Here is a 15,188-nt window from a genome sequence, read left to right on the forward strand (position 1 = left end):
GCTTCGAGATAAGCTTACCGCCTTTCGAGAGAGGTTTACGGAGCTTCGAGATAAGTTTACGGCATCTCGAGAAAGGTTTACGAAACATCTACGAAAGTTTACGAAATCTCTCGGAATGTTTACGAAATCTCTACGAAAGTTTACGAGCTCGTAAACCATCGTCGAGATGGCGTAAACCAATTTTGAAATGGCGTAAGCTATCGTCGAGATGGCGTTGGGCTTTCTCGAAAAGCGGTAAACCAAAGTTGAAAGTCCGTGAATGTCTGTCGAGGTGTTGCAGGCGTTCTTCGAAAGAGCGAATACCATATTTCGAACGGTAAGAATTAACATCTAGCAGCTTGCTAGGGATTTTTGGAAGGGAATATCGCACTTAAGCGTTCGCATTGGGGCTGCTGAAAAGGTTTGCAGCATTCACCCCCAACCCCCTAAAGGGGGCTATGGCGAAGTAGTTAGTTTGGCAATATGCCGAATAGTAGCTGGGGGAACTCCTAATATGTTGAGCTGCCGCAAAGTCCCCTTTAGGGGATTTAGGGGTGAATAGAGCGAGATTCTAGTTTTTATATAGGGGCTGATGTGGCTTTAACCTTTCTCTGATTATTTTTTTGATGGGAACATTTAGCGTAAAAAACGAAATAGCTCCTGCACAGGGAGGACAAACGATTACCGTAGAGGGCGACATTACCCTTGAGAATAGCGATGCGCTAAGGCAGGAGCTGTTGGCTATGGTTAGTAACGGTGGAGCGGTGCATCTTATTGCCTCGAATGTCGAGAAGATCGACCTCTCGGGGTTACAGCTGCTGGTATCGCTCCAGAAGCTGCTGCAGCAGGAGAACCGGACGCTGACCTTCGAGATTATCTACTCGGGCGATGCGCAGAGCTTGGTTGAATGCTCGGGATATAGCAGCCTGCTCCGGTAGGCACCACTTGCCCGATGGCTTGGGAGCATTGGGTAAGAGCAGAAAAAGATTGGTAGGCGTAGTAAGGGGCAGATTTTTTTGGCTACCTGTAATTTCTACCATGCATGACTTATTGGCTAAACCATTTTGTACGCTTAACCGCTGTTTTACGGGTTTCGCGATGCAATGAATCTATACTAGAAAAATAAAAAGGGACTACAGACGATGGGGAAAAGCATTTTGATTGTTGACGACTCCGAAAGTATCCGAGAAGTTGTCTCGTTTACGCTGGAAAGCGCAGGTCATCAAGTTATGAAAGCTGTTGATGGACAGGATGCGCTTAAATACCTAGATGGAACACATATAGACTTGGTTATAACCGACCTTCACATGCCCAACAAGGACGGTATTGCGCTTATTAAGGAGGTTAGGGCAAGTGGAAGCTACAAGTTTGTTCCTATACTTTTCCTAACCACCGAATCGCAGGCCGAGAAGAAGCTACAGGCAAAAGAGGCTGGGGCTACTGGGTGGATTGTGAAGCCTTTTGTTCCCGAGAAGCTGCTTGCTGCCGTTTCTAAAGTTGTACGCTAATGGATCAGTTCCGAAAGAAGTTCTTCGAGGAGGCCTTTGACCTTATTCAGGAGCTCGAGAAGTCGTTGCTGATACTGGAGGAAGATCCGTCGGATAGCTCGCACATCGAGCAGGTCTTCCGAGCTATGCACACCATTAAGGGGAACAGCGCGATGTTCGGCTTTAGCCACATCGACCGGTTTACGCATAACCTGGAGACGGTTTACGACCATGTACGGCAGGGTAAGATAGCGGTATCGTCTTCGCTGCTTACGGTAACGCTTTCGGCAGTCGATCATCTTAAAGCTTTGCTCAACGAGGGCGATTTGGTATCGGAGGAAACCTTGCTGGAATCGAAACAGATTACCGACAGGGTGAACACCTTTATTTCGGGAGCCGAGGCGGCAGAGACGACGTCGGGTGGCGCATCGCCAGCGGCCGAACAGGACGGTAGGGATGGTGCGCGTACCTCTTCGACCTACTTTATCAGCTTTAAGCCGCATGCCGACATCTTTAGGACGGGTACCAACCCGCTTTTCCTTATCGATGAGCTCTGCAGCATGGGCAAAAGCATTGTGTATGCCGATACCAGCAGCATTCCAACGCTGCAGGAGCTTCAGGCAGATGCCTGCTACACCGCATGGAGCATCTTCCTCGCTACCGATGAGGACGAAAACGCTCTCCGCGATGTTTTCATCTTTGTTGAGGACGACTGCGACCTTCAGATTGTGCCTCTAGCAGCTTACGACCTGCTAGGTACGAGCCTCTTTACCGATAAAATTGCCGCCATATACGGCGCCGGAAGCGGCTTTAGCGCTGCGGACCTTCTCGGGTTCGTAGAATCGCTGCGTCAGGATAAGCCGGCCCCAAGCAAAAAGGATCATGCCCGTAGGGTAGCGGCGGCCAAGGATGCGGCAATATCGAGCATCCGAGTTTCATCGGATAAGGTGGACGGGCTGATGAATCTGGTGAGCGAGCTGGTTACCGTTCAAGCCCGTCTGAGCCTTTTTGCCGAAAACAACCTGCTGCCCGAGCTCACCGTCATCTCCGAGGAGATGGACAAGATATCGCGGCGCCTACGCGATACCGCCTTTAGCATCTGCCTAATTCCCTTAGATAGCATGCTAACGCGCTTCCATCGCCTGGTGCGCGACGTATCCACCGAGCTGGGCAAGGATGTGGCCTTCGTAACCGAAGGAACCGACACCGAGCTGGACAAGACGATGATCGAAAGCCTTGCCGACCCCATCATGCACATCCTGCGCAACAGCCTAGACCATGGAATCGAGAGCGCACAGGATCGCCTTGCCAAGGGAAAGCCGGCGCAGGGCACCATAAAGCTCAAGGCGTTCTACTCGGGCACAAACGTACACATCCAGATTGCTGACGATGGCGGCGGAATAGACACCGAGCGGGTACGAGAAAAGGCCATTCAGGCCGGAATCATCTCGCCCGACGCCATGCTCAGCGCGCAGGAATTGTTGGAGCTGATCTTTCTCCCAGGCTTCTCGACCGCCGCAAAGGTTACCGATCTTAGCGGTAGAGGGGTTGGCATGGACGTGGTGAAGCGGAAAATTACCGAAATAAGGGGCGAGGTGGAGATCGAGTCGGCCCAGGGCAAGGGAACAACGCTAACCATTAAGCTTCCGCTGACGCTCTCCATCATCGATGGGCTGCTGGTGCAAATTTCGGACACCTACTTTGTGGTTCCGCTATCGGTGGTCGATACCATATTTGGAATAAAGCATGGCGAGCTTAAGAAGTACAACAACCAGGTTGTACTAGCCGGCAGGCAAATACCCTACGTGTACCTGCGCACCGTTTTCGACTACCCCATAAGCGTAGACGAGCAGGAGCAGGTGGTGCTGATTAACTACAACGATTCGAGCGTTGGTATTGTTGTCGATAGGGTAGTTGGAGAATATCAGGCGGTGCTTAAACCGCTGGGAAAGACTTTTAAGAATCTCGATATTGTAAGTGGAGCCTCCATTTTGGGGGATGGAACCATAGCGCTTGTACTCGATACCGCAAAAATCATCAAGCAGGTTGCTGCGCGGTAGCTGGAGTTGAACGGGAGCTTTGCTTTAAAGGGTATTTAACCCCCCAAGCAAGGAGATGCTAATGATTTAGCCTTTCGTGGCACAAAGCGTATCCCCCGCTGGCGGGGGCAAGGGGGTGGAAGATGCAACTTGATGGAATCGCTGCGATGCTAATGAACGGGTTTGGGAATAAAGGGCTGAACCGGGGCCTATTTTATACCGAAAGTCCACCCCCCACCCCCGCCAGCGGGGGATAGCCTTCGAATTAGGGTTGTGCAATTGGGGATTGCACTCGTTTCGTACCAATTTGAGGGAGACTAAATTATTGGGTTTTGATATTGGGCATATAGGATCAATACTTTAAAGGAGAAATTCCTAAAGGTAAAGAGCTTCCAAATATTTTTTTGAATCGTAGTAAGGGAATTGGAGAGACACTAATAGAAAAATGGCTTAAAAAGAAAGGGATAATATGGATGGAGAAAAATTGATGCTAAACTCTTACCTGTCGTTTAAGCTGGGGGATGAAACGTTTGCTGCCAACGTCAGTAAGGTTCTCAATATCCTCGAGATGACCAAGATTACCAAGGTACCCAAGGCTCCCCCCTACATGAAAGGGGTAATAAACCTTCGGGGAACGGTCCTTCCGGTAGTCGATACGCGGGTAAAATTCGGGATGTCGGATACGGAGTTCACCCCCAACACCTGCATCCTAGTATTGGAGGTCGAGGTAGAGGGCGAAGCTCTACAGGTTGGCGGACTGGTCGACTCCGTACAGGAGGTGCTCGAGTTTGAACCCCACCAGATTCTGCCACCGCCCAACATTGGGAGTCGGTATCGGTCGGAGTTCATTAATGGGATGTATAAGCTCAACGACGAGCATTTCATCATGTTGCTGGATATGGATAAGGTCTTTTCTTCCGATGAGGCGCTCATCTTGCGCGATAGCACATCGGAATCGGGCAGCGAAGAACATTTTTAAATCACCTAACAACGAAAAACATGCTAAAGAACCTTACAATTAGGACTAAGCTGCTGCTTGGCTTCCTTTTAGTTGCTGCCATTGCGGCAACTGTTGGATTTGTGGGTATTTCCAACATCAGAAATCTAGAAAAAGAAGATACACGTTTATATGAGACGATGACCGCTCCACTAACTGACCTTATGGATATGGAGTCATCGTTCCAGCGCATGCGCGTAAACCTGCGCGAGGTTGTTCTTTCCGACAGCCAGCAGGATTTCGAGAAGTACTCCGATAAGTTTGATGGTCATTGCAGCCAGTTCGAGAAGTCTGCTGCCATTTTCGAGAAGACCATCCTTACGGATCATGTACGGGACCAGCTCCGTCAGGCGCAAACAGCGAAAAAAGACTATCAGGACGAGGCAAAGAAGATTATGAGCTTAGCCATGAGCGGCAAAAAGGCCGAAGCAATAGTTCGCATGCGCGAGCAGGGGCAAAAGGCAAACGAAGCTTGCCAAGTTGCGCTCGACTCATTGCAAAGTGGTAAGCTAAAGGTTGCGCAACGCGTAGCCCAAGGGAATTCCGACACTGCTGATAAGGCCGTTGTTACCATGGGAATCTTCATGTTTATCGGCATAGTGATAGCCATTGTGCTTGGGTGGTTTATTGCTCGCGCCATAATACTGATCGCAGGGGCCATCAAAGATGAAACCGACAAGCTGGTAACTGCTGTTATCGACGGGAATCTGACATTGCGTGGCGATGCCGCCTCAATCAACTTCGAGTTCCGAGATCTTGTTCTTGGAATGAACAAGGTGCTCGATGCATTTATGCGCCCGCTCGATATGGCTGCCCGAAATATAGAAAGGATTAGTAAAGGGGATATCCCAGAGAAAATTACGGAAGAGTATAACGGAGGTTTTAACATCATAAAGAACAACCTTAACCAGGCAATTGATGCCGTTAACGGCCTGGTGCAGGATGCCAATATGCTTTCGGACGCTGCCATTAAGGGAGAGTTCTCTACCCGTGGCGATGTGTCGAAGCATCAAGGTGATTACCGAAAAGTTATTGAAGGAGTTAATGGAACGCTGGACATTGTGGTGGACAAGATGGAGTGGTACCGTTCCATTCTCGATGCGGTTCCATTCCCCATCCATGTGATCGATAATAGCATGAACTGGGTATTCCTGAACAAGAACTTTGAGAAGCTGATGGTCGATCAGGGTTACGTTCGCGATCGCCAAGAGGCGCTAGGACGTCCTTGTGCTACCGCAAACGCCAACATCTGCCGAACCAAGAACTGCGGTATCGAGCAGCTGCGCATGGGAGTTGGACAAAGCTTCTTCGACTGGTGCGGCATGAACTGCAAGCAGGATACGGCGTTTGTTTATAACGCTAAGGGCGAGAAGGTAGGCTTCGTGGAAACCGTTACCGACCTTACATCTACTTTACGCGTGAAACGCTATACCGAGAACCAGGTTAGCATCGTTGCTAAGAACTTGGAGCAGCTTGGAGATGGCGATCTGAATCTTGACTTCACCCTATCACCTGCCGATGAGTACACCAAGGAGGTTGAGGCACAGTTCGGCAAGATTAACGAGAGCTTCAAGATGGTTGGAAGCTCGCTTGGTGCGCTGGTTACCGATGCTAACATGCTATCGAATGCAGCAGTAGATGGAAAGTTGGCCACCCGTGCCGATGTGACAAAGCATAAGGGCGAGTATAAGCGAATCATTCAGGGCGTAAATGATACGCTGGATGCCGTGATAGAGCCACTTAACATGGCCGCCGCAAACATCGCCCTAATTGCCAAGGGAGAAATTCCAGAAAAGGTTACGGCAAGCTACAACGGCGATTTCAACATTATAAAGAACAACATTAACGATTGTATCGATGGTTTAGGAGGCTTGGTTGAGGCTTCGAAGGTTTTAGGCGAGATGGCCTACAACGACTACAGCCATATGGTGGAAGGAAACTACCAAGGGATTTACCATAGCACTGCAACCGCTGTAAATAATGTAAGAGCACGTCTTTTACATGTTATTAGCATCACCGATAACATCAGTAGGGGTAATTTGGTCGATCTTGAGGATTTGAAGAAGGTGGGTAAGCGAAGTGAGAACGATACGCTGATTCCCGCATTTATTCAGATGATTGAAGCAATCAAGGGGCTTGTTGCCGACGCTAACATGCTAGCAAAAGCTGCTGTGGACGGAAAACTGGCCTCAAGAGCGGATGCCGAGAAGCATCAGGGCGATTTTAGGAAGATTATTGAGGGCGTGAATAACACGCTAGATGCCGTGATAGGCCCATTGAATATGGCCGCCGAAAATATCGACCGTATCGCTCAGGGCGACATGCCTGCGAAGATCACCGAGAGCTACAATGGCGATTTCAACAACATCAAGAACAACATCAACATTTTAATAGACACCCTGAACGATATTACCGCCAAGGCAACGCAGGTTGCAGATGGCGATCTTACCGTCGACCTTAAGATGCGCTCCGACAAGGATGAGCTCATTAGGGCTTTGATGAATATGGTTAAGTCGGTATCGGATGTGGTGATTCAGGTACAGTCAGCGGCTGATAATATTGCTGCGGCCAGCCAAGAGATGAGCGCCAACGCTCAACAAGTATCGCAAGGTGCTTCGGAGCAGGCTTCGGCTGCCGAAGAGGTTTCTTCTTCGATGGAGGAAATGTCTTCCAACATTCAGCAGAATACCGAGAATGCACAGCAAACGGAGAAGATCTCGATTGCTGCAGCGCAGGGCATGCAAAGGGTAAGCAAGTCCTCCAACGACAGCATGAAATCGGTTAAGGAGATAGCCTCTAAGATTACCATCATCGGCGATATTGCTTTCCAAACCAACATTCTTGCTCTAAATGCTGCCGTTGAGGCTGCTCGAGCAGGTGAGCATGGTAAAGGATTTGCCGTTGTTGCCGCTGAGGTGCGTAAGCTCGCCGAGCGTTCGAAGATTGCGGCCGAAGAGATTGATGTTCTCTCCAAAACCAGCGTCGAGCTAACCGAAGAGGCTGGCAAGCTGATGGTCCAGATTATTCCCGATGTTGAGAAAACGGCAAACCTAGTTCAGGAGATTACCGCTGCTTCGCTTGAGCAGAACTCTGGGGCTAACCAGATCAACAATGCCATTAATCAGCTCAACCAGGTTACCCAGCAGAATGCTAGCGCCTCGGAAGAGATGGCAACAGGGTCGGAGGAGCTCTCCAACCAGGCTGATCAGCTGCGCGAGATGATCTCCTTCTTTAAGGTTGACAATGTGGGTCGTTCTAAATCCCAATTTCAGGTCAATAACCAGCCTAAAAGAAACATCCAGGTTCAGCATCTGAATATAAAGGATAACAACCACGAGGCTTCGGTTAAGTCGAAGGGGGTAAAAATCAACTTGCACTCTAGCGCAAAAGATTCAGATTACGAAAGATTCTAGCAGTGGGCTCTAAATGATTAGGTCGTATCGTTGTGCGGAATAATGTGAGGCTGTTGGGTTTTTAGTTAGGGGAAATTCTGCGGCAACCGATCACGATCTTTTGAGCCTTACTGCCTGAGTCTTCTATTTACTCTGCTCTCCGCATTATTTTGCGGGGAGCAGATATCTTCTTTCACAGCAAATCATTAATCGATGTTTTTGAACTCCTACGTTAGGTTGGCTAAGTGGCTAATCCTGCCGTGGGTATTGCATAATTTTTCGCAGGCATCCGATTAAGTACGCTGTTTATGGGTCTTGATGTCAGGTGAAGCATTCATCTGTCCGGTAATTACACCCAGCTGAAGCACATGAATATTAGTCAACTCATAAAAATTGCGAACTATATCTCCGACGGCATTACGCGCAGCGGGATAAGCGAGCACTATCAACGTCTTATTGGGTTTTGCACACAGGCTCTGAAGGGGAATGCTGCCGATGGCGAACTGCTAGGCAAGGAGCTGGAGCTGCTGAAGGGAAGCCTTTGTGAGGTAAATCCGCAGGATTGGGAAAAGGGATATTTGCGAATTTTTGAGAAACTGGAGAATCCTAGCTTGCTGGGCGCTCAGGCATCAGACCGCCTACAGCTGCTCTTTGAGAAGGGCAATGGAGACTATTCGGCGCTGGTACAGGAACTGGAGAACAATAGTACGCGAGTTGTAGCTCTTCAAGGTCAGCTAAAGCAGCTAGTTGCCAGCCTTGAGCCGCTGGTTAGGCCCCTGGAGGGGAATGAGTATTCGATGGAGATGGAGGAGCGCAACCATTTGCTGCAAATCAGCTTCGACGAGGCTCTTTTCATCAAGGATATCAACCAGCTCGAAAAGTTTTGTAGGATATGGAGTAGCATCCTTAACGCATTTACAACGCTTACGCGCGAAGATGCTACGATGGTTAGGATTTACGATCTCGAATCGAGCTCCATCACCTTCTATGCGGGCATTCGAACGCTTAATGCGCTATCAAAGGGAACCTATCTGGTGCTATGCCAGTACGAGAGAATCCTTGCAATAAAAAGGATGCAGCAGGAGATTGCAGAGCTGGAGATGAGCAACGGAGATGAGGTTATAGCCCTCCTAGAAGAGGAGGTTGCCCAGGTGGTCGACGATGCTGCCTCGTGTGTTGCAAGCGATCTTATTGACAGGTACGAATGGGATCAGGAGGAGGAGAGCGGAGTATCGGTTTACGGTATGGTGCAAACGGCGCTAAAGCAAACGCTAAGCTTCGTGGAGCGAGGCGGACGCATCTACTCCAACCATTCGAGCGACCTAAAAGGGCTCAACGAACGAATAGTGTCGATGCTGCAAAAGCAGCAGGAGGTGGCGTGAGCTTAGAGCTGCGCTAGCTTGGGTTATTCAAATCCGACAATGTAGGTGTAATTGCTAATAATCATACTATTTTATTGATGCAGGATCCTCGTGAAGCAGGTGAGCTAATTCTGAAAATGTCGGCAACGGAGTTTAGCCGTTTGAGCGAATTTATCTATAGCAACTACGGGATTAAGATGCCCGTAGAGAAAAAAATAATGCTCCAGAGCCGGCTCCAAAAGCGGTTGAGGGCATTAAATATCCCCTCCTTTACCGAATATGTCGATTACGTGTTCAGCAAGAATGGGCACGAGGAGATTGTGCTGATGATGGATCAGGTAAGCACGAATAAAACCGACTTCTTTCGCGAGCCGCACCATTTCGATTTTCTGGTGGACACCATTCTGCCAGAGCTTACAAGCCGATCATCAGTAAAAAGGAATTTGAAGGTGTGGAGCGCTGGTTGCTCGAGTGGCGAGGAGGCCTACACGCTGGCAATGGTTATGGAAAACTACATCGAGCAAAACAAAAGTTTCGACTACCATATTCATTGCACGGATATCTCAACAAAAGTGCTCCAAATTGCCGTTGATGCGGTGTACAAGGAGGATAGGGTGGCTGTTGTTCCGCTGGAATTAAAGAAGAAGTATCTGCTACGGAGCAAGGATCCGCTAAAAAAGACGGTTAGGATAACTCCAGAGCTACGCGCAAAGACAACGTTTGCGCGATTAAACCTAATGGACTCCTACTACGATGCTCCAGATAGCTTCGACATGGTGTTTTGCCGGAATGTGCTAATCTATTTCGATAAGAAGACCCAGGAGAAGGTGATAAACAAGCTGGCAGCTAAGCTAAGGCGTGGCGGCTACTTTTTTCTAGGGCATTCGGAATCGATAATGGCAATGAATGTACCGCTAAAGCAGGTAAAGCCAACAATTTTTGTAAAAGTATAGCCTCGTAGAGGGTAACTTTTAATATTGAGATCTTAGGGGAATAGGCAGGTTTAAACCGAAAAAGCTTACAACAAATGAAATTAACTGATGCGGAGCTGCTAGACGAGCTAAAAAGCAGGTTCGAACAAAATACTGATTCGCTAAAGCATTTAAGCGAGCTGAATGTTCAGCTGATGGAGCTGAATAGGAAGCTCGAGGAGTCGGAGAGGATGAAGAGCAACTTCCTTTCCAACATTCGTAACGAAATTGTAAATCCATTTGCATCCATTCTAGGTTTGGCCACGCATATACAGGCTTGCGGACCAGACAATATTGATAGGATGAAGCAAATGGCAGCCATGATACACTCCGAGGCGTTCTCGCTGGACTTCCAGCTGCAGAATATCTTCGCAGCAGCCGAAGTAGAGGCTGGCGAAGCAAAGCTGAGCTGCATGAGCGTAGATGTAACCTCGTTGCTTAAGTCCATCATTGAATCGTATGGATTAGAGCTACAGAAAAGAAACATAACCGTCGATTTCAAGTGTACCGCCGAGGGGGGAGTGTTTAAAACGGATGCCGATAAGCTGAAGCTGGTCTTCCTAAATTTGCTGGATAACGGAATCAAGTTTAGTAAAACAGGAGGGCATATTGAGGTTACCATGTCCTGCGCAAACGGATTCCTCGAAATCACCCTTGCTGACAACGGCATTGGTATCGACGAGGACAATCTGAAGTCTATCTTCGATAGATTTAAGCGAATCGACACCAACATCAACACCTTGAACGTGGGCTACGGACTTGGGCTTACGGTAGCAAAGGCAATGCTCGAGGTGCTTGAGGGCACAATAGAGGTATCGAGCAAGGCGGGCGAGGGAAGTCGCTTTACGGTACGAATCCCAGAAGCATTGGTGGTCGACGAGGTTGATGGTTTTGCTTTTGATACCAACGAAATCATGTTCGATTCCGATAATGAGATATTCTAGCATCACCTCTGGTGCATTTACGAATCGAAAACATGCATGATGGATAACATTGAACAGCATTTTTTATATCCGTCGGCTCTTTTTGCTAGCGCGAAGCCGCATCGGGTGGTAACAGTTCTTGGCTCTTGCGTTTCTGTTTGTCTTTGGGATCCCATTCTCTTAATAGGAGGTATCAACCACTACATGCTGCCGTTTTGGAACGGCAACGGGCTGGCCTCGCCGAAGTATGGCAATATAGCCATTGAAAAGTTGATAGAGCGAATGCTCCTTTTAGGGAGTAGCAAGGCAAATCTACGGGCAAAAGTATTCGGAGGAGGGGAGGTTATTGAAACCAACATCGCCAACTTTCGCATTGGAGAGCGAAACATCGCCATCGCAAAGGAGCTGCTGGAGGCACATCGAATTCCTATTGTGGCGCAAAGCGTTGGTGGCAAGAATGGGCGCAAACTGATGTATGTAACAGCAACAGGCGAGGTCTTCCAAAAGATAATCGAAAAGAAGTTGTAAGATACAGGTAGGGTATTACTTCTAATCATTGTATACCCCAAATAGGGCATGAAAAAAGTAAGGGTTCTAATAGTAGATGATTCGGCAGTAGTTCGGCAAACGCTTACCGGGATACTTCAATCGGATTCCATGATAGAAGTAGTAGGAAGCGCCTCCGATCCGTATATCGCGGTGAAGAAGATTATGGACGAAGTGCCAGATGTTATAACGCTCGACATTGAGATGCCAAGGATGGATGGTCTTACCTTTCTGCGGCGGATCATGTCGCAGCATCCGATTCCGGTGGTGGTGATATCGAGCCTAACCGATAAGGGGTCTGAAACTGGAATTAAGGCATTGGAGTACGGGGCTGTGGAGATTATCACCAAGCCCAAGATGAACACGAAGCAGTTCTTCGAGGAGTCGTGCATCCGAATCTGCGACTCCGTTAAGGCAGCATCGCTGGCTCTGGTAAAGCGCAAGGTGATAGCCGATCGGATAGAGGTTGCTCCAAAGCTATCGGCTGATGCCATTATCTCCGAAGCAACTTCGCACAGCATGCTGCAGACTACGGAGATGGTGGTAGCCGTGGGCGCCTCGACAGGAGGTACGGAGGCGTTGCGGGAGTTCCTTACCGCATTGCCCCACGACTGTCCGGGCATTATTATTGTGCAGCACATGCCCGAAAAGTTTACCCAATCGTTTGCCAATAGGCTAAACGAGCTCTGCAATATCACCGTAAAGGAGGCCGAGGATGGCGATACCGTTATCAGAGGGCGTGCGCTTATTGCGCCAGGCAATAGGCATCTGCTGTTAAAGCGAAGCGGCGCTCGCTACTTCGTGCAGCTCAACGACGGACCGCTGGTGAATCGCCATCGGCCATCGGTGGACGTTCTCTTTAGGTCGTTTGCAAGGTATGCTGGCAAAAATGCCATTGGCATTATCATGACAGGAATGGGGGACGATGGCGCAAGGGGACTTTTAGAGATGAGGATGGCTGGAGCCAAAACAATTGCCCAGGACGAGAAATCATGCGTAGTGTTTGGAATGCCCAAGGAGGCAATCCGGCTAGGGGCTGCGGAGAGGGTTATGCCGCTCGAGCAAATTGCTCCGGTAATGATGAAAGTAAGCGTACAGCATTGAAACTAGTAAGATGAAAGTAGCAGATTATTCGTTGTATGATTTCGGGGAGAAGGTAGATGTTAAACGGATTGCCAAAGTTTTTACCCTTGTAGGGGTTGCGGCTGGCCTTTTAATTTGGATCGTCTTTTTCTTCATAGAATTCTTTTCTAAGAGAGAGCTTATAACCGGGAATGGTATTGTATTTCTTCACGGGCATAGCCCATCGTGGTGGTTGATTGACCTGCTGCCTGCTGCTATGGGGGTGGCTGCCTATTCCATCGGAAGGGTGCATGTGCTTTACCTTAGAGCAAGAAAACAACGTGCGTCAGACGAAGCGTATAGGAGCAAGCAGCTGCTCCAGTTTGCCGAAAGGCTCAACCGTGGCGAACTTGATGCTCCTGCCGAGTTTGATCAGGACAGCGAGCTGGGGCGTTCTATCCTGCAGCTTCGGGAATATCTGGTAAAGAGCAAGCAGGAGCAGCAGGCTCGGGCTGACGAGGAGAAGATGCGCCGCTGGGTTGTTGATGGCCTAGCAAAGTTTGGCGAGATACTCCGCCTGAATAACGATAATCTGGAAAAGCTGTCGTACGAAATCATCAGCAACCTGGTGAAGTATCTTAATGCAAACCAGGGGGGCTTTTTCCTGCTGGAAGATTCGGATCCTAGCGATAGGCATTTTGCTCAGGTGGCGGCTTTTGCCTACGATCGGCATCGGCTTATTCGCAAAAGGGTAGAAATAAACGATGGCCTTATTGGCGCGTGCGCCTTCGAGAAGGAGTCGATCTTTATGACGGATATCCCGGATCGCTACGTGAGCATCACCAGCGGGTTGGGTGGGGCAAATCCGCACTGCTTGTTGATAGTTCCGCTTGTTGCCGATGGTGATGTGCTGGGGGTTATCGAACTCGCATCCTTTAACGTGCTTAAGAAGCATGAGGTCGATTTCGTTGAGCACCTGTCGGAGGCCATTGCATCTACCATTAAGAATGTGAAGGTAACCTCGCACACCGCCGAGCTGCTGGAGCAGTCGGAGCATCAGTCGGAGCTGCTTAAGGAGCAGGAGGAGGAGATGCGGCGGACCATTGAGGAGCTGCATGCCATTCAGGAGGAGGCTGACAAGAAGAGCACCGAGCTGGCCAACTTCACCGAATCGGTAAACAACACGCTGGTTCGTGCTGAGTACGATATTTCCGGGAAACTACTATACGCGAATTCCCTCTTCCTTACGAAGCTTGGCTACGGCCATATCGATGAGATTCGGGGAAAGCACGTTTCGCTCTTCATCAATAAAAAGGACCGGGAGTGGTTCTTTAAAATTTGGGATGGCTTGGGCAGGGGCGGCAGCCACTTTGAGGGCGACATGAAGCACGCCACCAAGATGGGAACCGATTTCTGGTCGATGGCCACCTACACCTGCGTGCGCGATCAGCGCGGCGAGGTAACGCGGATCCTCTTCATGGGTATCGACATTACCGAGCTCAAAAAGCTTAGCCTCGACTTGGAGAGCCAGGTCTTTGCCCTAAACAGCTCTGCGGTTACGGCAGAGTTCGAGCCCAATGGCGCGGTACGAGCTGGGAACGCCAAACTCTTAAGCATTATTGGCTACGGGCTGAACGATCTGAAGACGATAACCGTCTACGATTTCTTCTCGGCTGAAAATGCTTTTGCATTTAGGGATACCTGGAACGAGGTGATGCTGGGACATCCTCAGGAAAATCAGTACCAGATGATCTCGAAGTTTGGCGAAGAGAAGTGGCTGCAGGGAACCTTTACGGCGGTGTACGACATGTACAACGAGCTTTCGAAGGTGGTGCTTATTGCCAACGATATCACCTCGCAGAAGCGGCTCGAGCTGGAGGCTCAGCAGAAGACGGAGCAGCTGCTGATGCAGGAGGAGCAGCTCCATCAGAAGCTGGAGGAGATAAAGTCGGTGAAGATCCGAAACGAGAAGACCCTCGAGGGGGCAATGGATGCCATCGTTACCATCAGCTCGGACGAAAGGATTGAGCTTTACAACCGCGCTGCCGAGGAGCTGTTTGGCTATACCAAGAGCGAGGTGATTGGGCAGCACATCGGCATGCTGCTGCCTCCGGCGTGTAAGGATTGGAAGCCTGGCGATGCAATATGCTACCTGAAATCGGACGAAAATAGGTTTAAAGGGGTTCGAAGCGAGGTGACGGTCTACAATAAGTGGGGAGACGAACTTTCTATCCTGCTAACCATCTCGGAAGCCGAAATCGGGGATGATTACACCTATACCGGCTTTATTCAAAATATCTCGGTGGAGCTGTTCTAGCTGCTGATAAAGAAAATCGGTGCAACATCGACCGAATCTGATGCTGATATGGGCTGATGAAATCATCCTCCGATGCGCACCATGCAAAAGGGCTATTGCAATAATGCGGTAGCC

General features: G+C 49.3%; 11 protein-coding genes. All 11 read left to right on the forward strand.

Going from position 1 to position 15,188, the window contains the following annotated elements; all coding sequences use genetic code 11:
• The first annotated feature begins 605 nt into the window (after nt 1-605).
• A complete protein-coding gene (locus ACHZA1_RS10670; RefSeq protein ID WP_320051866.1) occupies nt 606-917 on the forward strand; it encodes an STAS domain-containing protein in 312 nt (103 codons plus the stop codon).
• A gap of 204 nt (nt 918-1,121) precedes the next feature.
• Entirely contained in the window at nt 1,122-1,487 is a 366-nt protein-coding gene (locus ACHZA1_RS10675) for a response regulator (RefSeq protein ID WP_320051867.1), read from the forward strand.
• Nucleotides 1,487-3,526 (forward strand): chemotaxis protein CheA, encoded by a 2,040-nt coding sequence (locus ACHZA1_RS10680; protein ID WP_320051868.1) that lies wholly within the window; start codon nt 1,487-1,489, stop codon nt 3,524-3,526. The genes ACHZA1_RS10675 and ACHZA1_RS10680 overlap by 1 nt, the downstream gene beginning before the upstream one ends.
• Nucleotides 3,527-3,974: 448 nt before the next feature.
• Entirely contained in the window at nt 3,975-4,484 is a 510-nt protein-coding gene (locus ACHZA1_RS10685; RefSeq protein WP_320051869.1) for a chemotaxis protein CheW, read from the forward strand.
• Between the two features lie 20 nt (nt 4,485-4,504).
• Nucleotides 4,505-7,915: an MCP four helix bundle domain-containing protein gene (locus ACHZA1_RS10690; protein WP_320051870.1), complete on the forward strand. Its 3,411-nt coding sequence runs from the start codon at nt 4,505-4,507 to the stop codon at nt 7,913-7,915.
• Between the two features lie 347 nt (nt 7,916-8,262).
• On the forward strand, nt 8,263-9,276 hold the full coding sequence (locus tag ACHZA1_RS10695; RefSeq protein ID WP_320051871.1) for a hypothetical protein: 1,014 nt from the start codon (nt 8,263-8,265) through the stop codon (nt 9,274-9,276).
• A gap of 77 nt (nt 9,277-9,353) precedes the next feature.
• Nucleotides 9,354-10,208 carry a protein-glutamate O-methyltransferase gene (locus ACHZA1_RS10700; protein ID WP_320051872.1) on the forward strand — a complete coding sequence of 285 codons (855 nt, stop codon included), beginning with the start codon at nt 9,354-9,356 and terminating at the stop codon, nt 10,206-10,208.
• Nucleotides 10,209-10,282: 74 nt separating this feature from the next.
• Nucleotides 10,283-11,170, forward strand: a complete 888-nt coding sequence (locus tag ACHZA1_RS10705) for a HAMP domain-containing sensor histidine kinase (protein ID WP_320051873.1) — start codon at nt 10,283-10,285, stop codon at nt 11,168-11,170.
• 36 nt (nt 11,171-11,206) lie between these two features.
• On the forward strand, nt 11,207-11,677 hold the full coding sequence (locus ACHZA1_RS10710; RefSeq protein WP_320051874.1) for a chemotaxis protein CheD: 471 nt from the start codon (nt 11,207-11,209) through the stop codon (nt 11,675-11,677).
• A 48-nt stretch (nt 11,678-11,725) separates the two neighbouring features.
• Nucleotides 11,726-12,799: a chemotaxis response regulator protein-glutamate methylesterase gene (locus ACHZA1_RS10715; protein WP_320051875.1), complete on the forward strand. Its 1,074-nt coding sequence runs from the start codon at nt 11,726-11,728 to the stop codon at nt 12,797-12,799.
• A gap of 10 nt (nt 12,800-12,809) precedes the next feature.
• Complete coding sequence (locus ACHZA1_RS10720; protein ID WP_320051876.1) at nt 12,810-15,074, forward strand: PAS domain S-box protein; 2,265 nt, start codon at nt 12,810-12,812, stop codon at nt 15,072-15,074.
• The last annotated feature ends 114 nt before the right edge of the window (nt 15,075-15,188 follow it).

Source organism: uncultured Acetobacteroides sp. (genome assembly GCF_963667355.2).
Classification (GTDB): domain Bacteria; phylum Bacteroidota; class Bacteroidia; order Bacteroidales; family ZOR0009; genus Acetobacteroides.

Excerpts from the sequence above, each read along its gene's own strand:
- ACHZA1_RS10690 (WP_320051870.1), top strand. The coding sequence starts at position 4,505 with ATGCTAAAGAACCTTACAATTAGGACTAAGCTGCTGCTTGGCTTCCTT.
- ACHZA1_RS10675 (WP_320051867.1), top strand. The coding sequence starts at position 1,122 with ATGGGGAAAAGCATTTTGATTGTTGACGACTCCGAAAGTATCCGAGAA.
- ACHZA1_RS10695 (WP_320051871.1), top strand. The coding sequence starts at position 8,263 with ATGAATATTAGTCAACTCATAAAAATTGCGAACTATATCTCCGACGGC.
- ACHZA1_RS10710 (WP_320051874.1), top strand. The coding sequence starts at position 11,207 with ATGATGGATAACATTGAACAGCATTTTTTATATCCGTCGGCTCTTTTT.
- ACHZA1_RS10700 (WP_320051872.1), top strand. The coding sequence starts at position 9,354 with ATGCAGGATCCTCGTGAAGCAGGTGAGCTAATTCTGAAAATGTCGGCA.
- ACHZA1_RS10715 (WP_320051875.1), top strand. The coding sequence starts at position 11,726 with ATGAAAAAAGTAAGGGTTCTAATAGTAGATGATTCGGCAGTAGTTCGG.
- ACHZA1_RS10685 (WP_320051869.1), top strand. The coding sequence starts at position 3,975 with ATGGATGGAGAAAAATTGATGCTAAACTCTTACCTGTCGTTTAAGCTG.
- ACHZA1_RS10680 (WP_320051868.1), top strand. The coding sequence starts at position 1,487 with ATGGATCAGTTCCGAAAGAAGTTCTTCGAGGAGGCCTTTGACCTTATT.
- ACHZA1_RS10720 (WP_320051876.1), top strand. The coding sequence starts at position 12,810 with ATGAAAGTAGCAGATTATTCGTTGTATGATTTCGGGGAGAAGGTAGAT.
- ACHZA1_RS10705 (WP_320051873.1), top strand. The coding sequence starts at position 10,283 with ATGAAATTAACTGATGCGGAGCTGCTAGACGAGCTAAAAAGCAGGTTC.
- ACHZA1_RS10670 (WP_320051866.1), top strand. The coding sequence starts at position 606 with ATGGGAACATTTAGCGTAAAAAACGAAATAGCTCCTGCACAGGGAGGA.